The sequence below is a fragment of the Aquimarina agarivorans genome (assembly GCF_000218485.1).
Taxonomy (GTDB): Bacteria; Bacteroidota; Bacteroidia; order Flavobacteriales; family Flavobacteriaceae; genus Aquimarina; species Aquimarina agarivorans.
This window is the reverse complement of the sequence record NZ_AFPB01000081.1, coordinates 1-22,651: the sequence shown is the minus strand read 5'-3', so window position 1 is coordinate 22,651 and position 22,651 is coordinate 1. Positions and strand designations below refer to the sequence as shown.

Genomic DNA, 22,651 nt, shown 5'->3' with positions numbered 1-22,651 from the left:
TATACCTTTTTTAGTTTTTTTTCATTAAAAGCATAATCAAAAGTTTGAGCCGAAATATCAACCCCTTCAATATTATAAAAATCAATCCCTGAATTTTTTATCCCCCCTGATATTTTTTAATAAACTATCTGGTTGTGCATAACAAATAGTACAAAACATGCTCAACCAACCTAATACTACTATCATTTTTTTACTCATTTTCAATGTTTTTTAAAAATTCCAATTAATTAATGGTAAAGACCGCTTTTCATTTCCCTAAATCAACTTTTAATAGCTACTAAAGACCTAGATTTCCAATAATTTAAAAAAAATATAATTTTTTTGTAACATTAATCTGTCATTTTACGTAATACTAAATATATAACCATAAAACCCAAGTGCGTAGATGAGACAACTGAAGATTACCAAGCAGGTTACCAATAGAGAAACAGCATCGTTAGACAAATACTTACAAGAAATTGGAAAAGTAGACTTGATTACTGCTGATGAAGAAGTAGAATTAGCGCAGCGTATTAAAGCTGGTGATGAACGCGCATTGGACAAATTGACAAAAGCAAATTTACGTTTTGTGGTATCAGTTGCTAAGCAATACCAAAACCAAGGGTTAACATTACCCGATTTAATTAATGAAGGTAATCTTGGACTTATTAAAGCTGCTAAACGTTTTGATGAAACTCGTGGTTTTAAATTTATTTCCTACGCCGTATGGTGGATTCGTCAATCTATTTTACAAGCACTGGCCGAACAATCACGTATTGTACGTTTGCCATTAAACAAAATTGGTTCTATTAATAAAATCAATAAAACGTATGCATTTTTAGAGCAATCTCATGAGCGCCCTCCAAGTGCTGAGGAAATTGCTAACGAACTTGACATGACAATTAGTGATGTTAAAGAATCAATGAAAAATTCAGGAAGACACGTATCCATGGATGCTCCTTTAGTTGAGGGTGAAGATTCCAACTTGTACGATGTCTTACGCTCAGGCGAATCACCAAATCCAGATCGTGAGCTAATGCACGAATCCTTACGTACTGAAATTGAACGTGCTTTGGAAACATTAACTCCGCGCGAGGCAGATGTGATCCGTTTGTACTTTGGTTTAGGAAATCAGCACCCGATGACTTTAGAAGAAATTGGAGAAACCTTCGATTTAACACGTGAGCGTGTACGTCAAATTAAAGAAAAAGCCATCCGCCGTTTAAAACATACTTCAAGAAGTAAAATTTTAAAAACGTATTTAGGATAATTTTTGCATAACATATATACAAAAGACCGCTTACTAATTGTAGGCGGTCTTTTTTTTCGCTTAACGCGAAAAATTTAATATTTTTAATCCATACAATTTTCAACTTATAATCATGGGAACACCTAAAATTGCCCCCTCAGTACTAGCTGCTGATTTTGCCAACTTACAACGCGATATTGAAATAATCAATCAAAGTCAGGCAGACTGGTTCCATATTGATATTATGGATGGTGTTTTTGTTCCCAATATTTCATTTGGAATGCCCGTAGTAGCAGCTATTCAAAAACATGCCACGAAACCGTTGGATGTACATCTAATGATTACCGATCCGGATAGGTATATTAAAAATTTTGTAGCCTTAGGTGCTCAAGTAATTACGGTGCATTATGAAGCTTGCACGCATTTACACCGCACCTTACAACTCATAAAATCACATGGTATAAAAGCTGGTATTGCGTTAAATCCGCACACCAACGTTGAACTATTACAAAATGTACTCACCGAAACTGATTTAGTATGTTTAATGAGCGTAAATCCAGGTTTTGGCGGACAATCATTTATTGAAAACACCTACTCAAAAATTAAAACATTGCGCCAAATGGCTACTGATCAAAATACAGAGCTACTTATTGAAATTGACGGAGGTGTTTCAGATAAAAATGCCACACTTCTTATCAATGCTGGTGCAAACGTACTGGTTGCTGGTAGTTATATTTTTGGAGCCCAAGATCCTAGAGCAACTATTGAAAATTTAAAAAAAAGATTACGACCTAAATTTTGATGCTGTACCATTTAAAATTATAATGAAAATTATAGAGTATTCGTCTTTTTGTATACCACGTATGTAGATTACTAAATATTCGAATGGTTTTTAAGCAACAAAATAATTACTTTTGGTAGTACCGTTTTTGTCAATTATTAAAAAATTACTCAAACGATATAATCATGCTAACCCTAACACGAATATTCTGATAAAAATGAAACTATTTTTTCTCATTTCATCATTGGCATTTTTTTTACTTTCATGCAACAACCAACAATCCAATGACACACTACCTCCTAGAAACACTGATTTTAACTTTGACTGGAAATTTCATTTAGACAAAGGCGCTACCGATGCTAGCAGCGAAAATTTTGATGACTCCAGCTGGAAAAACGTGCAGTTACCACATGATTGGGTAATTGAAGAATCTATAGATACCACAAATGCATCCAATCAATTATACATGGGTTCAGGTTACCGAAAAGGAGCAGGAATTGGCTGGTACCGAAAATCTTTTACTTCTCCAGCAAAGGATAAAAAGGTATACATTTTATTTGATGGTGTTTACAACAATAGTGAAGTATTTTTAAATGGACAGTCTTTAGGAAAACATCCTTACGGCTATTCGCCTTTTTATTTTGACATCACTAACAAACTAAAAACTGACGGTTCTCAAAACACCATAGCCGTAAAGGTAGATCACCGAACGTATGCGGATAGCCGCTGGTATTCAGGTGCGGGTATTTACCGAAACGTTTCCTTAATAACCACCAACAAGTTGCATATTCCTGTTTGGGGAACTTTTGTAACTACACCAAATGCAAATGCTAGCAACACCAATGTATTTGTAAAAGTGAAACTTACAAATGACACTAATGATACGCAAAACTTTATTTTAAAAACTGATATTATTGATCAAAAAGGCATCATTATAACTTCTAGCGAAAGCGAACATAAATTGGAAAGTGGAACCAGTATTGATGTTACTGAAAACCTAAAATTGAACAATCCAAAACTTTGGGGTATATACAAACCTAATTTATACAAAGCTGTAAATACAATTACGCTACAAAACAAAGTAATTGACCGTAAGGAAACTAAATTTGGGATCAGAAATATCCATTTTGATGCGGATACTGGTTTTTTCCTTAACGGAGAAAATAAAAAAATTAAAGGAGTATGTTTACATCACGATGGAGGTTTGGTTGGAGCTGCTGTACCCAAAGGCGTATGGAAACGAAGGTTACTGAAATTGAAAGAAGGTGGTGTAAATGCCATTCGAATTTCGCACAATCCTGCTTCCAATGAGTTTTTAGATTTATGTGATGAAATGGGATTTTTGGTGCAGGATGAATTTTTTGATGAATGGGACTACCCAAAAGACAAACGCTTTAATCAAAAGGAACAAAAAGCCCTGACTGAAACTGAAGGTTACACGAGGTTTTTTCAGGAATGGGCCGAAAAAGATTTAAAAAACACTGTATTAAGTCATCGCAACCACCCTTCAATATTTCAATGGAGTATTGGAAACGAAATCGAATGGACTTATCCCAGAAATGCAGCTGCCACTGGTTTTTTTAATAATATGAATTGGGATGGTAATTATTTTTGGTCGGAACCCCCTTACTCCACCGAAGAAATTAAAAAGCAGCTGAAAACGCTTCCTAAAGGAAAATACGACATTGCTACCACTGCAAAAAAATTATCTAAATGGACAAAACAATTGGATATTACTCGACCTATTACTGCCAATTGCATTTTACCATCGGCAAGTCATTTATCTGGTTATGCTGATGCACTAGATGTAGTTGGATACAGTTACCGCAGGGTGTTATATGATTACGGACACAAAAATTACCCTGAAAAACCAATTATGGGTACTGAAAATTTAGCGCAATGGCATGAATGGGAAGCAATTTTAGAGCGCCCACATATTTCAGGCACCTTTTTATGGACTGGTATTGATTACCAAGGTGAAATTAGAGAGCCTTGGCCTACCACTGTGCAACCCTCTGGCCTACTTGATATTGCCGGTTTTGAAGGCGGATCTTTTGGGATGATGAAATCCTTATGGAATCCTAATCCTAATATGTTTGTAACTACCCAAGTTATAGAAAAGTCTTTGTACCAACTTGATGCAAATGGAAAAATTATTCCTAAAGATCCTGATGCTTGGAAACATGCTTTATGGCAATGGCACGATATAAACCGACACTGGAATTATGAAAAAGGAAAAATTATTGCTGTAGAATCTTATTCAAATTGTCCTGAAATGGAATTATTTTTAAATGGAAAATCTTTTGGCAAAAAGTTTTTAAAGGATAATCCCGATCATATTTACAAATGGGCCGTACCTTATAGTGCTGGCAAATTAAAATTAGTGGGCTTAAAAAATGGTAAAAATATTACCAAAAAAATAGTTACTGCTGGGGCTGCTGCTAAAGTTAAACTAACGGTTGATCACACTAAAATTAAAAATAACCGATATGATGTAGCACACGTTACGGCACAATTAATTGATAAAAACGGAACCCCTGTATTGACTGAAAATAAAAAGATCGTTTTTAATGTTCCAGATTCACTTCGCTTACTTGGCGTTGACAATGGGGATAAACAAAACCATCAGGATTATAACTCCAACACTATTGAAACTAGTAAAGGAAGGGCTTTATTAATTGTACAATCAACAGAAAAAATAACTGAAGCTACTATTAACGCCACCTCAGGTACGTTAACTTCAAACGATATTATTATAAAAGTAAATTAAACGAATTTTGTTGTAAATATGTGTCGTAATCTAAAATTAATGTCTTTAAAAATTATTACATATTCGCGGATATTGACTCTCGATTATGAGGTGAAATTACAGACAAAAATTATTTTTTTTGCTAATATTGCTTTTGTTTTCACTCTTTAGTAAAATATGTTATATGAGTAAAAGTAAAGACTGGTTTTGCCAAAAAAATATAACAATACATTTACAAATTTAATTCAAACAAAGAGTAACACTTAATTATAAACAGGCACAACTTAGTATAACAAAATATAGTAAAGCTATTTAACAAGCAAAGAACATGAGCGCAGATAAAAAAACTAACCTAAGAGAAGAATATCAATTAACCGATGAAATAATTGACAAATTTGGAATTTCCAATCCTGATAAATTAAGTGCTGCAACTAAGCGCGCTTTAAAATGGCCAAGAGATTTAGGAAAAGACTGGTTTTTTGAGTATGAAGTATACGATTTAAAAGGTGATTTAGCCTATGAAGAAGGTGTGGTTAGAAGAGATCCTAGTGCTTTAATTAAAGTAGACGGCCTATATTACGTATGGTATACCCGAAGCACAGGACCAAGCCAAGGTTTTGGAGGTGATATTGAAAATGATAAAGTTTTCCCTTGGGATCGTTGCGATATTTGGTATGCAACTTCAGAAGATGGTGTTACCTGGAAAGAACAAGGACCTGCCGTTGAAAGAGGGCCAAAAGGTGCTTATGATGATAGATCCGTATTTACAGTTGAAATTATGGTGCATGAAGGTGTGTATTACCTGAGCTACCAAACTGTAAAATCTCCTTATACAGTGCGTGTTAAAAACCAAATTGGCTTAGCGTGGTCTAATTCTCCTAACGGACCCTGGACAAAAAGCGAAGCACCTATTTTGAGTCCTGCAGATAATGGAATTTGGGAAGGTGAAGAACAAAATAGATTTAGAGTAAAGAAAAAAGGTGATTTTGATAGCCACAAAGTACACGATCCTTGTATTATTCCATTTAATGGAAAGTTCCACTTATACTACAAAGGAGAACAAATGGGCGAGGAAATTACTTTTGGAGGACGCCAAATCAGACATGGTGTTGCTATAGCTGACCACCCAAAAGGACCTTACATTAAGTCGGAATACAACCCAATTTCAAACAGTGGTCATGAAATTTGTGTTTGGCCATATAATAATGGTGTTGCTGCTTTAATTACTACGGATGGTCCCGAAAAAAACACGGTGCAATGGTCGCCTGATGGTATTAATTTTGAAATTAAATCCGTAGTCAAAGGAGCTCCACACGCTATTGGATTAAACCGCACTCTTGACAATGAAAAAGGTCCTGTAGAAATTTTACGATGGGGAGTAACTCATAAATACATGAATTACGACTACCAATACATTCGTGGTTTTAAAACATGGACAATTGAAAATCATACAGCACCTGGTGAAGCTACTAAGGATGGAACTACATCGGACAATAACAGCGTTATTACTGACAAGTTTTAAATTGAAAATACAAGCACATTTATCAAAATACCCTCAAATGCTGAGGGTATTTTTTTTTACTTTAAATCAATAAGTGATATCGATTATATTATTGAGCTATACCGATTAATTTGTAATATAAAAAAATTTAACTAATACACATATTGCAAGTCAAAATAACCATTCGCCACATTCAATACAATCTTAATTATTACAACTCTAAAGTGCTCTAACACCAAAAAAACTACCCCAAAAAGATTAAACATGAGCAATTACTATTTCCAATGTGTAATTTGAAGAGAAAAAACAATGAAAAAAAAAACTTACGATGTGTTTGTGATTGGAAGCGGCGTGGCTGGACAAACAGTAGCTAAAATTTGTGTGGAAAACAATATGAAAGTTGCTATTTCCGAAATACGCGAATTTGGTGGGACTTGTGCCAATAGAGGTTGTGATCCTAAGAAAATATTATTACAATTTTCCGACTTATTAACTTATAGCGAGCAACTTAAAGAAAATGGAGTGACTAGCCTCCCAAAAATTGACTGGAATCAAGTTCAAGAATTTAAAGAAAAATTAATAGGCCACATTCCTGAAAAGACAGAAGCTAAACTTGAAAAGTTAAAAATTGACAAGTATCAAGGCGATGCTAAATTTATGAATAATACTACTTTATCAATCTCAGGAAAAGAAATTACGGCAAAATACATAGTAATAGCAACGGGAAAAGTACCAATACAATTACCAATTGAAGGTGCACAATTTTTAAAGACAAGTGAAGATATCTTAAACCTTAAAAAAATACCAAAATCAGTCGCCTTTATTGGTGGAGGTTATATAGGAATGGAATTTGCCAACATGCTACTTAATTTAGGATGTAAGGTTACCATTTTACAAAAAGGAACTGAAGTACTTACCCCTTTTGACTCTTTTTTGGTTGATAAACTGGTACAGCATTTAGAAAAAAAAGGAGCTCAATTTATATTTGAAGCAGATGTTGAAAAAATAACTAAAAAAGATACTGCTCTAGTTGTAGCATATACAACAGGAAACAACAAAGATACTGTCAAAGTGGAAATTGCTATCAACAGCATTGGCCGAAAACCTGCCATTGATCAGCTTGAATTACAAAATACTTCTGTAAAATTTGATAAAAAGGGCATTCAGGTCAACGATTATATGCAAAGTATTTCATGTCCACATATTTTTGCTTGTGGGGATGTTTCGGATAAATCCCTACCGTTGACACCTTTATCTGGACTGCAAGGGTACATTGCTGGAAACAATATAATTACACTTAAAAGTAAAAAATTTGAGTATCCTTTGATTCCTTCTACGGTTTTTACCTATCCTAATTTATCTACGGTTGGCTTATCCGAACAAAAAGCTAAAGAAAAATATACCAATCCCGAAATTTTAAAAGGTGATTTATCAGATACTTTTAACCCTAAAAAAGAGAATTTATCAATTTATGCATATAAAATTATTGTGGACTCCGCTACGGACTTAATTGTAGGCGCTCATTTGATTGGGCCAAATGCAAACGAAAACATCAACCTCCTGGCGTTAGCAATTGCCAAAAAAATTACAAGAAGGGAGCTTAAAAAAATGATTTTCTCCTATCCATCATATACAAACGATATCCGAGGCATGTTAAAAAAGTAATACCAGTTCAAATTTTAAATTTATCAAATAAAAATAAAAATTTTCGTTTGAACGAAAAAGCGCTGAAATCATGGGCTCAACGCTTTCTTTATAATTACAACATTTTATTTTAAGGAAGCGCGTTTAGCCTCCAATCGTATTGAATAAAACCTTTATTTTTTTGATTCTTTATTTTAGTTTCGCTATACATATTTACAAAATCAACTATGGTTTGATTTCCCCCCTTGAAATCGCCTGAAAACCATGAAAATAATTTTGATAATTTATAGAAGTAACCCGTAATTTCGTTGTTTTTATCATCGTTAATATACTCCGCAGTTTGTCTTTTTAATAAGCGATCCAAATTTTTCCCCTTATAAGGAATTTGAATAACTCGTGGACACGAGTATGAAGCACAATTGATTGCAAAGTGAATTCTAGGTTCATCAAATTTTCTCAAAATTTTATGCTCTACATGACCTAAACTCATGGTTTCTCCATTAATTTTGAAAAATTCAGTTTTCCAAGGACTATCAATATCCTTTATACTAGCAACTGGATAATGCTTTAGGATTAATTTAAATGTATAAGCATTATATACATTAATCCAATACGCAATTTTTTCATTAGTAGTCCAATCGTTCGTAATTTTTGTAGTTGAAAGAATCTTTAAAAATTCATCGAGTTTCCCTTCTTTTTCTTTTAAATTTCGATAATCCACAAGGCCACTTGGCTTAACATACATACTTAATAATGAATTCCAAATTGAATAATCAACTTTTTCAACAACTCGGCTTGAGTTTGAGTTGTAATTAGACGCTTTTATTTTGTTAATTGAAGGCTGAGAAAAAGCCAAAATATTGATAATCAACAAAGTAAATAATAAAGTAGTTTTTTTCATATTATATAAAGTTTTTGTCGTATATGAGCAGTATCCGCAATATCAATATTTTGTTTTTTAATAAAATAATTATTCGTCAAAACGCTTAATAAGTTAGCTTAAAAGTGTATTAAATCGATTAAATGCTTTTTTGAATTAAACTTAATATTTATTAAAACTCTATAAACCAATAAGTTTTAATTATAAAAAAGGTTAAGAACCCGGAATTAAGCAACTCATATAATTTAAATAAATAAGTTTTTTTTTAACACGTAAAATAAGCTTTCTAAATTGCCTTAAAAAGCAATTTTAAACTCAAGCAAGCTCACGTAAAAAATAACCCTTTAATACGTTGTATTTATTTTTGAATTATCCTGAAACCTGCAACTATACTCAATTGTTTTTAAATTCAAATAAAGCAAAAAGTCATCGTCTATTTATAGTATAAACTAAACTTCAAATAATAGCTGCTACAGTTTGATCATTGACCAAATAGATGCGATGAAGACTTTGAAAAAACCCCTGTTTTCAGTGATTTTACAGTTAGAAGAGTTATCTTTTTAAACTATGTCAAGCTATTAGAAGATTACTATATGAGGTAAAAATTTACTTAACACAAAGCAAAATTGATATTTTATACTGGTTTATAATTTTAAATTCAAGATTTCCCGAATAAAAATTAGGCATTTGTTGTTTGAATAAGAATGATTGACGTAATGCAAGCTAGAATAGTACCATATCTTGTGGCCTGAGCAAAAAATAAATGGAAAACAAGCTATTGGAAACGGTATTATTTGTGCGAGATAAAACTGTCTGGTTATAGCTTTTAGTCTGTTAATAATAAAACAGTACTAGTCCAATAGATCTTTAAAATTTTAAATCGACATCCAAGCTAAATTGAAAATCATTATTTTTCGAATAATCGTAAGATCTAGTTAAAAACTTAATTCAATAAGTCAAAATATAACTGTTGCCAACCTAAATACGATTTTCATCATTGGAGTTATACTAGTTTCAACAAGCTAATTAACGGTAAATAGCTTATTGCAGATTACTAATTATAATATTTACTATTCCAGATTGCAGTATTAAAATTTTTCCCTTTTGAAAAACCGTAATATAAAACTACAGCCACTACTGATTTGAACATAAATAACAATTCCATGAAAAAACCGACTCCAGGACTTTGTGCTGGCGAAAACATATCTTCGGGTATCAACAGCGTTATTAAAAGACTTGTAAAAAAGCATAACAGTAAGGTGTTTTCAAAACTTTTAAAAAACCATGCCCAAGTTTTACGGAGCGGATGCATATCGTTACCCCATTTATGTACTAAATAGTAGTAATCATTTTCTATAGGAATAAATAGTAACGGATCATCAGCATTTTTCAACTTAAATAATCTGGAAGGTGCTATGATTTTGAACTTAAAAAAAGCCGTTTCGTGTATACGCTCTAGATCTTTAATTTTTGAGATAGCCTCAACAGGAAAATCCCCCTTAAAATAATGTGTACTTAAAAAACGTAACCTATAATCAATACATATTTTTTTAATATCGTTAATATGATAGATGTTATCGTGGTCTAAGTTGTCTACTTTAAAATGATTCCCTGGAGTTTGTTCGGTCACTTTTTGTTTCAACCGATCTAAAACAGAAACATCGGAAACATGGCTTTTATCCCAAATGGTTTCCAGCTGCTGCAGAAATTCGTTTTGTGTAGGTAAATCTCTATTTTTTTTTAATTCCTTAGCTATATCAACACGTAACTTCATATCCTTTAATTTTATTTAAAGTTAAATAAAACACATTTGACACAAAAGTTAAAATTCTGTTTGTAAAAAAGCCTGTATTTAGTAGACAATGCAGGCTTTTTTTTAATTTAAGTTCCTTAAGACATTATTGGCACACTAGCAAATCAAAAAAACACTAGGCATTTGTTTAAAGTAGGCATTTTAAAAGCACCAATAAAAATCTAAGTTTAATACTTTTAGCGTAATTCTGCACCTAATTCATTCTCAAAACTTTTTTGTAGTTTATTCATTATTTTATCAATCTGCTTATCCGTTAATGTTTTATTACTATCGTGCAATTTAAAACTAACAGCGTAGGATTTTTTTCCGTTAGGAAGATTTTTGCCCTGATATACGTCAAAAAGACTCACCTCTTTCAGTAGTTTCTTTTCTTGCTTTAGCGCTAAATCATGAATCTGCTTGTATGTTATACTTTCGTTCAGCAGTAATGCAAAATCCCTGCGTGCTGACTGAAACTTTGATATGTCAGTAACTTTTGTGTTTTTACTTTTAAGGTTTCCTATAATTTCATCCCAATTAAAATCTGCAAACAATACTGATTGAGTTATTCCGAATGACTTGGTAATTTTTGAATCCACAACACCTAATTCAACGAGTATTTTATTTCCTTGGTTTAGACTAATTCCTTCAGAAAAAACAGATGAATTTGCAGGTACCGTTTGTAAGTTTCGTAATCCTAAACGTTCAAAAACGCGTTCAACAATAGCTTTTATAAAAAAGAAACTACTTTTTTGTTGCGGACTTAACCAACTTTCGCTGTCTTGGTTCCCAGTTACAAAAAGGCTCAAATGTTTATTTTCAACATTAGCCCCTTCAATTTTGTGGTAAGTTTTTCCAAATTCGAATAGTTTTAAATCAGCATTTTGTCTATTGATGTTATAACTAACAGCCTCTAATCCTGAAAAAAGTAACGATTGCCTCATTACTGAAAGATCCGTACTTAATGGATTTAAAATATCTACATTTTCATTTTCATTCAATTCATTTACAAAGCCAATATATTTGGGCGTAGTTAGTGAATTTGCCATAATTTCCGAAAAACCCTGACCCACCAATTGTTCGGCTATTGTATTTTGAATTTTATAGTCTTCAATTTTGTTAACACTAGCAATAGATGCATTTAATTTTGTAGTAAAACCAATATTGTTATATCCGTAAACACGTAAAATTTCCTCTATAACATCTGCCTCACGTTGTACATCATTTCGGTATACTGGTATGGTTAACCCTAATCCTGATTCTGTAACATTATTAATTTTAATGTCTAAGGATGATAAAATGCTTTTTATGGTCTCTTCAGGAATTTCTTCTCCAATCAATTTCTTAGTATTTTCAAATGATAAAAACACTTGAAAATCTTCTATTTTTTTAGGATACAAATCAGCAATATCACTAGTAATTAATCCGCCTGCCAATTCCTGAATTAATAGTGTTGCTCGTTTAAGTGCATACTCAGTAGCATTGGGATCAATACCACGCTCAAAACGGAATGATGCATCCGTGTTTAAACCATGTCTTTTAGCCGTTTTACGAATACTCACAGGATCAAAATAGGCGCTTTCTAAAAAGACTTGAGTAGTATTTTTACTTACGCCAGAATTCAAACCTCCCAGTACCCCAGCAATACACAATGGAGTATCACCATCGCAAATCATTAAATCTTCTGCGCTAAGCTTGCGTTCAACCTCATCAAGTGTTGTAAATAGTGTTCCTTCCGTTAACGTTTTTACCTTTATTTTACCCGTTGAAATAGTTGCTGCATCAAATGCATGAAGTGGCTGCCCTAACTCATGCATCACATAATTGGTAATATCAACCACATTATTTTTGGGAGTTAACCCTATAGCATTCAAGCGATTTTTTAACCACTCAGGTGACTCTTTAATTTCAACTCCTGTGATAGAAACTCCACAATACCGCGGAGCTAATTCATAATTTTCAACTTCAATATCAATTTTATGAAGGCGGTTTTCAACATTAAAACTACTTACTGACGGACTTATTAATTCCAAAGTAATTCCTTGTTGCTGTAAACCAGCCTTTAAATCTCGGGCAGCACCCCAATGGCTCATTGCATCTGCCCTATTTGGGGTTAAACCAATTTCAAACACCTGATCATTTTCAATTTCATAAACCTCAGCCAATGGCGTTCCAGGTTTTAAATTAGCATCAAGAACAATTATACCATCATGACTACCCCCTAAACCAAGCTCATCTTCAGCGCAAATCATCCCAAAACTTTCTTCACCTCTAATTTTTCCTTTTTTTATGGCAAAAGTTTCTCCATCATTTGTATACAATTGGGTTCCAATAGTAGCCACTGCTACTTTTTGGCCTTGAGCTACATTAGGTGCACCACAAACAATTTGTACGGGTTCCCCTTGTCCTAAATCAACTTTTGTTACTTTAAGTTTATCTGCGTTTCCGTGTTGCGAACATTCCAAAACATGACCAACAACAATACCTTTTAAGCCTCCTTTGATACTTTCAAAAGTATCAACCCCTTCAACTTCAAGACCTAAATCTGTTAATAATTCTCCTGTTTTTTCAGCATCCCAATCTATTTTGATAAATTGTTTTAGCCAGTTATATGAAATTTTCATGTATCCAATAATTATAGAGGGCAAATATAACAAACGCTTAATGAATATGGTACATTCAATTGCTTAGATTCTGTATTAAATCAAATGATTTTGATAGATTTCTACCTTAAAAAATAACATAATTTTTGGATAGTTATAGAAGCTCTGAAACCATAATATGTATCTTTGAATATAATTAAAAAAAATGAGTAAAGGACTTTATATAGCTACTAGTGAGCAACATAGCGGAAAATCAATTGTAACTTTAGGCTTAATGCGTACCTTTTTAGGAAGAACACCAAAGGTAGGATACTTTAGACCTATAATTGACGATCAAATTGAAGGTCATATTGACAACCACATTCAAACCGTAGTTTCACATTTTGAATTAGACATTTCTATTAAAGATACATACGGATTTACCCGGTCGCAGGTATTAGAAAAGTACAATGATGGCAATGAAGGCGAAGTTTTTGATACCATAATAGAAAAATACCGACAATTACAGGATCGTTTTGATTTGGTAGTGGTTGAAGGAACCGACTTTTCCGACGCAGGTAGTATTATCGAGTTTGACATTAATGTACTCATTTGCAAAAATCTGGGAATTCCAACTTTGATAGTAGCCAATGGCGCCAATAAAAAAATAACTGAAACAGTAGGGAATTTAAAACTAGCCTTTGACACCTTTAAATTGAAGGACGTTGAAGTTTTAGCAGTTGTAGTCAATAAGGTACCTGAAGATTTGATTGAAAACACACGCGAAAAGCTGGCTCAATTAATACCCTCCGATGTCATTCAAATTATTATACCCACTATAAAATCATTAGTTGACCCTACATTAAAGGAAATTACAGATTACTTAGGTGGTAAGGTTTTGTTTGGTGAAGCCTTTTTAAACAATCAAGCAGGAAGCTTTGGTGTAGGTGCCATGCAATTACATAACTATTTAACTCATTTTAATGACAATAGTTTGGTGATTACTCCTGGGGATCGAGCTGACATTATTTTAGGTGCACTACAAGCAAGTGTTTCTAGTAATTACCCTAAAATTTCAGGAATTATTTTAACTGGTGGTATTATTCCAGAGGAAAGTATTTTAAAGCTTATCGAAGGTTTAAAAATTTCCCTTCCTATTATATCTGTAAAAGAAGGCACTTTTCAGGTAACCAATAAAGTAGGAAATATTAAATCAGGTATTTATGCTGATAACACGCAAAAGATCATTACATCCATTGCTACTTTTGAAAAATTTGTAAATGCCGATAGCTTGGCTGACAAATTAATCACCTTTGAAAGTACCGTGCTTACGCCTAGGATGTTTCAATATAACTTATTAAAACGTGCGCAAACTCAAAAAAAGCGTATTGTACTACCTGAAGGACATGATGAACGAATTATTAGAGCTACTTCCAGACTATTAGCCTCAGGAGTTGTTGATGTAATTTTACTTGGGAACGAAAAGAAGATAAAAAGGAAAGCGGTTAAATTAGGTGTTCCTTTTGATCTGGATCGAATTACAATTATTGACCCAATAACCTCAACACATTTTGATGATTATGTAAATACCTTGTACGAACTCCGCAAACATAAAAATGTAAATATGGATATGGCGCGCGACTTTATGGCAGATGTTTCCTATTTTGGAACTATGATGATTTATAAAGGACATGCCGATGGAATGGTTTCTGGCGCCGTAAATACCACCCAACATACAATTAGACCTGCGCTTCAATTTATAAAAACTAAACCTTCAGCATCTGTAGTATCTTCCGTATTTTTCATGTGTTTGGAGGATCGAGTTTCAGTATTTGGGGATTGTGCTATTAATCCAAATCCTAATGCTACTCAACTGGCAGAAATTGCTATTGCATCTGCTGATACCGCTACTAATTTTGGTATTGACCCAAAAGTAGCCATGCTATCCTACTCATCTGGAGATTCTGGAAAGGGCGTGGACGTTGATAAAGTTAGAGAAGCTACCAAAATTGTAAAAGAAAAACGACCTGATTTAAAAATTGAAGGCCCAATACAATATGATGCTGCTGTTGATTTTAACGTAGGTAAAAGCAAATTGCCAAATTCAGAAGTTGCAGGACAAGCTAGCGTACTAATATTTCCTGATTTAAATACAGGTAATAACACTTACAAAGCTGTACAACGTGAAACTGGCGCACTCGCAATTGGCCCTATGCTCCAAGGTCTAAACAAACCCGTAAATGACTTAAGTAGAGGCTGTACTGTAGATGATGTATACAATACAGTAATTATAACTGCAATTCAGGCACAGGATTTATAAAACTTAAAACAAAAAACTTAACCTATTAATTAGACCTAAAAAAAATTAACATCTCAATATGCAAGTACTCGTTATAAATTCAGGGAGTTCATCAATAAAATTTCAAGTAATTAAAATGCCATCGGGCAAAGTTTTATGTTCAGGTTTAGTGGAACGTATTGGCTTAGATAATGCTAGGCTAGTTTACAAAATAGCTAAAAAAAAGCATGAAAAAACAACTAATATTCCCGACCACAAAATTGGACTAAAGCTAGTATCAAGTTACTTATTAGATACTGAAATAGGTGTAATTTCCAGCACAAGCGAAATAAATGCCGTTGGACACAGGGTAGTACATGGTGGAAGCAAGTTTTCGAAAACTGTTGAAGTTAACGCTCAAGTTAAGGAAGAAATTAAAGAACTTTTTGATCTGGCACCTTTACACAATCCAGCTAACTTAGAGGGAATTTTAGTAGCAGAAGAAATTTTTAAAGAAGCTAAACAAGTAGTTGTTTTTGATACTGCTTTTCATCAAACTATTCCTGTTGAAGCGTATAAATATGCCATTCCTAACGAATTTTTAGATACTCATAAAATCCGTTTATATGGTTTTCATGGTACCAGCCATAAATACGTTACCGAACAAGCAAGGACTTATTTAGGTAATGAAAATTCAAGCAAATTAATAAGTATTCATTTAGGAAATGGTTGCAGCATGACCGCAGTTAAAAATGGAAAAAGTATTGATCACTCTTTAGGCTTTGCTCCAATGAATGGATTAGTTATGGGTACACGTTGCGGTGATATTGATCCTTCAGCTGTACTTTATTTAATTAACAATTTAGGCTATTCTGCCGAAGAAGCTAACAACCTATTAAACAAAAAAAGTGGTATGCTTGGACTGACTGGGTTTAGTGACAATAGAGACATTCAAGCAGCTGCTGATCAAGGAGACCAAGCATGTCAGGAAGCTTTAGACATGAGTACTTACCGGATCAAAAAACATATTGGTGCATACGCGAGTGCCCTAAATGGATTGAATGCCCTAATTTTTACTGCGGGTATTGGCGAAAATTCACCTGAAACAAGAAGTGCTGCTTGTCAGAAAATGGACTTTTTAGGTATTAAAATAGATGAAATTAAAAACAAAATCCGTACTGATGAAATTAGAGAAATACAAGCACACGACTCCAAAGTAAAAATACTAGTAATACCTACTAATGAAGAGGCTGAAATAGCGCAGCAAGCTTATGATTTAATAAGTTAAAAGAACTGTCAAGGAAAGTTTTTTTGTTTAGCATTTTTTTGAGCGTAAAAAAAGGTTTCCAAAAATTTATGACGTGCAGATTATCAATTATTTGTGCAAATTTTAAATGATACGATTTACTGACACAACTTTATATTGCTATGTGTATTAAAATTGCCTCAATTTTAAATAGCATAACACAATAGCAATAAGTTAATCATGGCGATAAAAAAGATACTCTTAATTATGAGTTCATTTTTTCCGAAAAAATAGCTGAAAATAGAAACTGGATGTTTATAACATCATTGTCAGTAAATCGTATCATAAAATATTAAAGTTGAAACTAAGATTTGTGAAAATTGAAAGCGATATATTCAATAAATCTACACAAAAACCTACACACAAGTAAGATATTATATCACTAGTTTAAAAGTAAAGAGCATCAAAAATTGATCAGTATATTCAACGATAGTGGTTCATATAATATCAATTGCATTGGGTAATAGCTTTTTCTTTTGATGAAGATTATGCTAAAAAAAACTGAAAACTCCGCTGAAAATTCCTATCTCATTTTTAAATCTGCATTAAGCATATTGAAAAAAGATAAATCGATCAACAAACCAGCATCCCATAAGAAAAATGTGTTTGCTCTAGTTCTGAAGTATAAAATTTGAAAAATTCCATTTTTTTCATTTACATTTACTAGAAAATAGGTCTCATTTAAAGTATGATAAAAAAAATTACTTTTTCTAAAACTGAATTAATATACTTATTATCAATAATTTCAATAACCCTTTTAACTTATTTAAATCATTTTGATAATCCGTTTTTTTTTGATGATGTCCACACCATCACTCAAAATGAATCAATAAAAAGTTTAAAAAATTGGCCTCAATTTTTTACCGATGCTAAAACGTTCAGTTCTTTACCAGCAAACAGGGCTTATAGGCCTATGGTAACCTTAAAAAACGCTATAGATTATGCTGTGGCAGGAAAGCTTGATGCACGCTATTTTCACTACCACATTTTTTTTTGGTATATCATTCTAATTATATTAGTATTTCAATTATGTAAAAAACTATATCATGCTTCCTTTAAAAAATACAAGCACCTAAGCATAACAGCTTTACTGGCAACTACATGGTTTGCGCTACACACAGCTAATGCCGAAACTATAAATTACATTTGTGCGCGATCTGATTCTTTTTCAACTTTATGCATTGTAGCCGCACTTCTACTTTACATAAATTCTACAACAAAAAAATGGTTTTTGCATATACTAGCAATGATCATTGGTATTTGGACAAAGCAAACAGGCCTTATGTTTGTACCTATTTTATTTGTATATATTATTCTTTTTGAAGAAGATCAAATTTTTAACGATTTCAAAAAAAACGCAATATCCTCAGTTATAAATACCTTAAAAAAAATAGCTCCAGTAACTATTATAGGGGTATCGCTTTTCATTTTCAATCAATTCTATTTAACGCCCTCATCAACAGATTCTACAAATTATACGGTCACTCGATTTGAATATATAACCACGCAATTTTTTGTATACAAGCATTATTTGAGCAATTTTATATTTCCAATAAATTTAAGCGCAGATCCTGATATTGAAATAATAACTCCATGGTACAATTTAAAAATACTAACAGGTTTACTTTTAATTTTAGGTATGGTCTATCTGATGTTCAAAACTGCGTTTCAAAAAAAGTTACGCCCAATTTCATTTGGTATCGCTTGGTTTTTTATAGCATTGCTCCCAACAACTCTAAATCCCTTATATCAAATTGCAAATGACCATCGTATGTTTTTTCCTTTTATAGGGCTGTTTATAGCCTGTAGTTGGGGAATTTCTATTTTAATAGATAAATACAATCTAATTAATAAAACTACGATTTTTACATTGCTGTTTTTTTTAGCCTGTCATGCTTTTGGCACTTACAACAGGAATAAAATTTGGGATACTAAAGAATCGCTATGGCTTGATGTAACCGTTAAAAGCCCTAGAAACGGTCGCGGGCTAATGAACTACGGATTGACTCAAATGGAAAAAGGAAATTTAGATAATGCATTAAATTATTTCAATAGAGCTTTAAAATTAACCCCTAATTACTCTACTTTACATATAAATTTAGGAATTGCTTATGGAGCAAAAAACAACAAACAGAAAGCTGTAAATTATTTTAAGAGGGCTATTGCCGAAAATAACACTTATGGTGATGCAGAATACTACTATTCCAGATATTTGAAAGAACAAAAAAAATACACTGAAGCCTTAAAAATTGCCTCTTTAGGATTACAGAAAAATGCCGAAAATACCAGATTACAAAATTTAATTAATGAATTAAACGTAGTTAAAAATCAAGAAATTAATAGACTTAGTAAACTTGAAGAAGAAGCAAACACATACCCCACAGTAAATTTACTTATCGATTTAAGTTCTGAATATTACAGCTCAAAAAACTACCAAAAAGTTATTGAAACATGCCAACGTATTTTAGAAATTGACGCTAACAACAAAATTGCATACAATAATATGTGCTCGGCGTATAATCAATTGAAAAAATGGAAGCAAGGTGTAAAAGCTTGTAAAAAGGCTATCGAAATAGATGCTAATTTTCAATTAGCAAAAAACAATTTGAAATGGGCAATGGATAACGTTGTCAATTAATTAACTTTAAATAGCTCATGCTTAACAACAAAACAGTTGCAGTTGTAGTACCCTGCTACAATGAAAGTCAGCAAATTAAAATAGTCTTGGATAGTATGCCTAGTTTTGTCGATAGGATCATAGTTGTCGATGATGCTTCAAGTGATAATACTGCGCAAACTGTTATGCAACTAATCGGAAATAATCAATCCTCAATAAAACTTACTTCAAAATTAAAGCAAACACTCGTCCCTAATTTATATAACAGGGCTGATATTGAAGTGCGAAAAAAAAGCATAGAAGAAATATCACTGTTTACACCATCTGAGCTACTAAATAAAAATCCTGATAATGAAAAGGTAATTGTTATCAAACACCTAGAAAATGGAGGAGTTGGAGCTGCCATAGCTACTGGATACAAATGGTGCAAAGACCATAATATTGATTGTACAGCTGTAATGGCTGGCGATGGTCAAATGGATCCTGATGAATTGGTTTCTATATGTTCTCCTGTTACAAACGAAGGTATTGATTACGTTAAAGGAAATCGACTAATACATAAAAGCGCCTGGGTAATCATTCCAAGAGTCCGATTTTTAGGGAATTCAGTATTAAGTATTTTAACTAAAATTGCTTCAGGCTATTGGGGTGTTTCTGATACCCAAAGCGGTTACACTGCTATTTCAAACAACGCCCTCAATTCTGTACCATTATATGATATTTATAAAAGGTACGGCATGCCAAACGATTTATTAGTTAAATTAAATATTGCTTTTTGTACTATTCGTGAAGTTAAAATTAAGCCAATCTACGGTGTGGGCGAAAAATCAAAATTGAATATACTAAAAGTTTCTATTCCAATATTACTATTATTGATGCGTTGTTTTTTTAAAAGACTAAAAATAAAATATTTATACAGAAGCTTTCACCCTTTATTCCTACTATACTGGATAGCAATAATCATAGGAATCATAAATAGTTATTTTGCATATCAACTCATAATTAATTTTATTAATCCAAATAGCAAAACGCCAACAGACTACTTAATTATTTTTATCTTTTTATTTATATCGGGATTTCAATCACTTTTATTTGCAATGTGGATGGATATTCAGGACAATGAAAAGTTATCCAAATAAAATGAAAATCACCAATCTTCTATAGTTACTTTTTTTAGCTCAGTCAATTTTATTGGAGCTTGATAAAACCAAATTAGTCCAGGGAAAAGCGAAAGTATTTGAATAAAAAAAACAACAATTGAAAGTGCTACCGCCTTTTCTTCTGGCAAATTATATAAATAAAAAACCATAACTAATGAGGTTTCTCTTACTCCTATACCTAAAATACTAATAGGAAGTAAAGAAAGCACTCCAATAACAAAACTCCCTAAGAATAATCCAATATGGTCTATTTCTATATGCATGGAATAAGCAATATAATTAATAACACCGTATATAAATAACATGCTAATTACAGTTGACAAACTCGCATAACATAAAACTAATCCCTTTAATTTGTTTTCTCTTACAATAGAAAGCCATGGAAGAATAAAATTTTTCAGCCTATTTCTCAAAGTATAGACTAAAAGAAAAAAAACTATTAAAAATAAGCTTATTAAAACTATACTTTGAGCTGAAATAGAAAAATGAAATACATTGAAATGGTAATAGTAAAATACTATTGCAATGAAAACAAAAACGAACAAAAAAAACAAATCAAATAAACGATCAACAATTAAACTGATCCAACCCACTTTTTTATTAGTCAAATACGGCTTTAAATATAAAAGCCGACCAAAGTCTCCCAATTTTCCAGGAGTGATATTTCCCATAAACATTCCAATGCAAAACACTTTGAATGAAAAAAATGTAGAAATATAAATTTTGTAAGAATGCGATATAAGTTTCCATCGCAAACTTTTTAAAAAATAACCAATCCATAAAATTATTAATGAAATCAAAACTGTACTTGCTGACAACTTTTTAAAATTAATCAATACAAGTTGCCAGTCAATATTATATAATAGAATAACAAGCAATGCAAAACCAATGGTTTTAAAAACGAAACTATAATTTTTCAACAACTAAAATTTTAAAACTAATTATAAGGAAATGTAATATTATTATTTTATTCAATAAACAAACACTAGACAATGAAACTGAATGGCGATTACTTGTTTAAAAATAAATACAATAATCGAAAGGAGACGACTAGAATAAGATAAAATTTGTATTATTTATTTTCTTTTTAACGTCATTTTACGTATTTTGTCGTTTTAATTTATTTTCAGGGAAGTATTTATCGAATTTTCACTCTTGAATTAATAAATTACAAAAAACTTGATTATAAGGTTTTAAGCCTATGAAAATAAAATTATTATTAATCACCTTACTGCTATTTACTTTCGCAGTAGAACTTAGTGCTCAAGTCAAAGTTGGGGATAATCCTGATACCATTGATCCAAGCTCATTACTTGAATTAGAAAGTAATTCAAAAGTTTTAGTTGTTACTAGAATAACTAATGAGCAAATGATGGCTATTATACCATTAAATGGTGCTCTAATATATAATACTGACGAAAACTGTTTATTTCAATACAATAATAATTCTTGGTCCAGTCTTTGCAACAACAATTCATCAGGATCAGAAACCATAACTTCACTACAATTAAGTGCTGATGGCACAGAACTTATATACACGAACGAAACTGGCATACCTAATAATATTAGTTTAGAAACTACAGTTAAAGAATTTGAAACCTTAACAAGCATTGTTGACAATGGTAATGGCACTATTAGTTATTTTGACGAAGCAGGAAATGAAACAATAGTAAACTTATCTGGAATAACAGGAAGAACAGGTCCCACAGGACCTACAGGAAGAAGGGGACCCGCAGGTTTAATTGGACCTCAAGGATTAACCGGAAGAACTGGAACTACAGGCCCTGATGGAAGAAGAGGTCCTGCAGGTTTAATTGGACCCCAAGGAAGGTCAGGTGCAACAGGTTTCACAGGTAGAACAGGATTCACAGGTCGCACTGGTTTCACTGGACGCACTGGATTTACGGGTAGAACAGGATTTACAGGACGTACTGGATTCACAGGGCGCACCGGATTTACTGGAAGAACTGGTTTCACAGGGCGCACCGGATTTACAGGACGTACCGGTTTCACAGGTCGTACTGGATTCACAGGAAGAACAGGATTTACAGGTAGAACTGGATTTACGGGTAGAACAGGTTTCACTGGACGCACTGGACGCACTGGATTCACAGGACGCACCGGATTTACTGG

General features: G+C 32.6%; 14 protein-coding genes. 10 read left to right on the top strand and 4 right to left on the bottom strand.

Annotated elements, in window-relative coordinates; translation table 11 throughout:
- Window positions 1-385: 385 nt before the first annotated feature.
- The 5 genes from GMC_RS0103825 (at window position 386) to GMC_RS0103805 (ending at window position 7,924) form a co-directional block, all read left to right on the top strand.
- Window positions 386-1,249, top strand: a complete 864-nt coding sequence (locus GMC_RS0103825; RefSeq protein ID WP_010177533.1) for a sigma-70 family RNA polymerase sigma factor — start codon at window positions 386-388, stop codon at window positions 1,247-1,249.
- A 112-nt stretch (window positions 1,250-1,361) separates the two neighbouring features.
- The gene (gene rpe / locus GMC_RS0103820) at window positions 1,362-2,030 is read left to right on the top strand and encodes a ribulose-phosphate 3-epimerase (protein WP_010520891.1); all 669 of its coding nucleotides are present in this window, start codon (window positions 1,362-1,364) and stop codon (window positions 2,028-2,030) included.
- A gap of 196 nt (window positions 2,031-2,226) precedes the next feature.
- The gene (locus GMC_RS0103815) at window positions 2,227-4,779 is read left to right on the top strand and encodes a DUF4982 domain-containing protein (RefSeq protein ID WP_010520890.1); all 2,553 of its coding nucleotides are present in this window, start codon (window positions 2,227-2,229) and stop codon (window positions 4,777-4,779) included.
- Window positions 4,780-5,086: 307 nt separating this feature from the next.
- A complete protein-coding gene (locus tag GMC_RS0103810) occupies window positions 5,087-6,280 on the top strand; it encodes a glycoside hydrolase family 117 protein (RefSeq protein ID WP_010520889.1) in 1,194 nt (397 codons plus the stop codon).
- Window positions 6,281-6,568: 288 nt separating this feature from the next.
- Window positions 6,569-7,924, top strand: a complete 1,356-nt coding sequence (locus tag GMC_RS0103805) for a dihydrolipoyl dehydrogenase family protein (RefSeq protein WP_010520888.1) — start codon at window positions 6,569-6,571, stop codon at window positions 7,922-7,924.
- A gap of 109 nt (window positions 7,925-8,033) precedes the next feature.
- On the opposite strand, the gene GMC_RS0103795 is transcribed toward GMC_RS0103805, so the two are convergent.
- The 3 genes from GMC_RS0103795 to pheT all read right to left on the bottom strand — a co-directional run bounded on the left by GMC_RS0103795 (window position 8,034) and on the right by pheT (window position 13,199).
- Window positions 8,034-8,804, bottom strand: a complete 771-nt coding sequence (locus GMC_RS0103795; protein WP_010520887.1) for a DUF547 domain-containing protein — start codon at window positions 8,802-8,804, stop codon at window positions 8,034-8,036.
- 1,033 nt (window positions 8,805-9,837) lie between these two features.
- Window positions 9,838-10,557 (bottom strand): hypothetical protein, encoded by a 720-nt coding sequence (locus GMC_RS0103790; protein WP_010520886.1) that lies wholly within the window; start codon window positions 10,555-10,557, stop codon window positions 9,838-9,840.
- A gap of 215 nt (window positions 10,558-10,772) precedes the next feature.
- The gene (pheT, locus tag GMC_RS0103785; RefSeq protein ID WP_010520885.1) at window positions 10,773-13,199 is read right to left on the bottom strand and encodes a phenylalanine--tRNA ligase subunit beta; all 2,427 of its coding nucleotides are present in this window, start codon (window positions 13,197-13,199) and stop codon (window positions 10,773-10,775) included.
- A gap of 184 nt (window positions 13,200-13,383) precedes the next feature.
- On the opposite strand from pheT, the gene pta reads away from it, so the two are divergent.
- The 4 genes from pta to GMC_RS0103760 all read left to right on the top strand — a co-directional run bounded on the left by pta (window position 13,384) and on the right by GMC_RS0103760 (window position 20,497).
- A complete protein-coding gene (gene pta / locus GMC_RS0103780; protein WP_010520884.1) occupies window positions 13,384-15,477 on the top strand; it encodes a phosphate acetyltransferase in 2,094 nt (697 codons plus the stop codon).
- A 58-nt stretch (window positions 15,478-15,535) separates the two neighbouring features.
- Complete coding sequence (locus GMC_RS0103775) at window positions 15,536-16,723, top strand: acetate/propionate family kinase (RefSeq protein ID WP_010520883.1); 1,188 nt, start codon at window positions 15,536-15,538, stop codon at window positions 16,721-16,723.
- A 706-nt stretch (window positions 16,724-17,429) separates the two neighbouring features.
- The gene (locus tag GMC_RS0103765) at window positions 17,430-19,379 is read left to right on the top strand and encodes a tetratricopeptide repeat protein (protein WP_010520882.1); all 1,950 of its coding nucleotides are present in this window, start codon (window positions 17,430-17,432) and stop codon (window positions 19,377-19,379) included.
- A 17-nt stretch (window positions 19,380-19,396) separates the two neighbouring features.
- A complete protein-coding gene (locus GMC_RS0103760; protein WP_010520881.1) occupies window positions 19,397-20,497 on the top strand; it encodes a glycosyltransferase family 2 protein in 1,101 nt (366 codons plus the stop codon).
- Between the two features lie 8 nt (window positions 20,498-20,505).
- Here the strand turns inward: GMC_RS0103760 and GMC_RS0103755 are convergent, their stop codons facing one another.
- The gene (locus tag GMC_RS0103755; protein ID WP_262481997.1) at window positions 20,506-21,396 is read right to left on the bottom strand and encodes a lysylphosphatidylglycerol synthase transmembrane domain-containing protein; all 891 of its coding nucleotides are present in this window, start codon (window positions 21,394-21,396) and stop codon (window positions 20,506-20,508) included.
- Between the two features lie 323 nt (window positions 21,397-21,719).
- On the opposite strand from GMC_RS0103755, the gene GMC_RS22720 reads away from it, so the two are divergent.
- Window positions 21,720-22,651, top strand: a 932-nt coding sequence (locus tag GMC_RS22720; RefSeq protein WP_010520879.1) for a phage tail-like protein, incomplete at its 3' end; no start/stop codon positions are given.

What these genes read in the sequence shown, in the direction of transcription:
- GMC_RS0103825 (WP_010177533.1), top strand. Translation starts at nt 386, where the DNA reads ATGAGACAACTGAAGATTACCAAGCAGGTTACCAATAGAGAAACAGCA.
- rpe (WP_010520891.1), top strand. Translation starts at nt 1,362, where the DNA reads ATGGGAACACCTAAAATTGCCCCCTCAGTACTAGCTGCTGATTTTGCC.
- GMC_RS0103815 (WP_010520890.1), top strand. Translation starts at nt 2,227, where the DNA reads ATGAAACTATTTTTTCTCATTTCATCATTGGCATTTTTTTTACTTTCA.
- GMC_RS0103810 (WP_010520889.1), top strand. Translation starts at nt 5,087, where the DNA reads ATGAGCGCAGATAAAAAAACTAACCTAAGAGAAGAATATCAATTAACC.
- GMC_RS0103805 (WP_010520888.1), top strand. Translation starts at nt 6,569, where the DNA reads ATGAAAAAAAAAACTTACGATGTGTTTGTGATTGGAAGCGGCGTGGCT.
- GMC_RS0103795 (WP_010520887.1), bottom strand. Translation starts at nt 8,804, where the DNA reads ATGAAAAAAACTACTTTATTATTTACTTTGTTGATTATCAATATTTTG.
- GMC_RS0103790 (WP_010520886.1), bottom strand. Translation starts at nt 10,557, where the DNA reads ATGAAGTTACGTGTTGATATAGCTAAGGAATTAAAAAAAAATAGAGAT.
- pheT (WP_010520885.1), bottom strand. Translation starts at nt 13,199, where the DNA reads ATGAAAATTTCATATAACTGGCTAAAACAATTTATCAAAATAGATTGG.
- pta (WP_010520884.1), top strand. Translation starts at nt 13,384, where the DNA reads ATGAGTAAAGGACTTTATATAGCTACTAGTGAGCAACATAGCGGAAAA.
- GMC_RS0103775 (WP_010520883.1), top strand. Translation starts at nt 15,536, where the DNA reads ATGCAAGTACTCGTTATAAATTCAGGGAGTTCATCAATAAAATTTCAA.
- GMC_RS0103765 (WP_010520882.1), top strand. Translation starts at nt 17,430, where the DNA reads ATGATAAAAAAAATTACTTTTTCTAAAACTGAATTAATATACTTATTA.
- GMC_RS0103760 (WP_010520881.1), top strand. Translation starts at nt 19,397, where the DNA reads ATGCTTAACAACAAAACAGTTGCAGTTGTAGTACCCTGCTACAATGAA.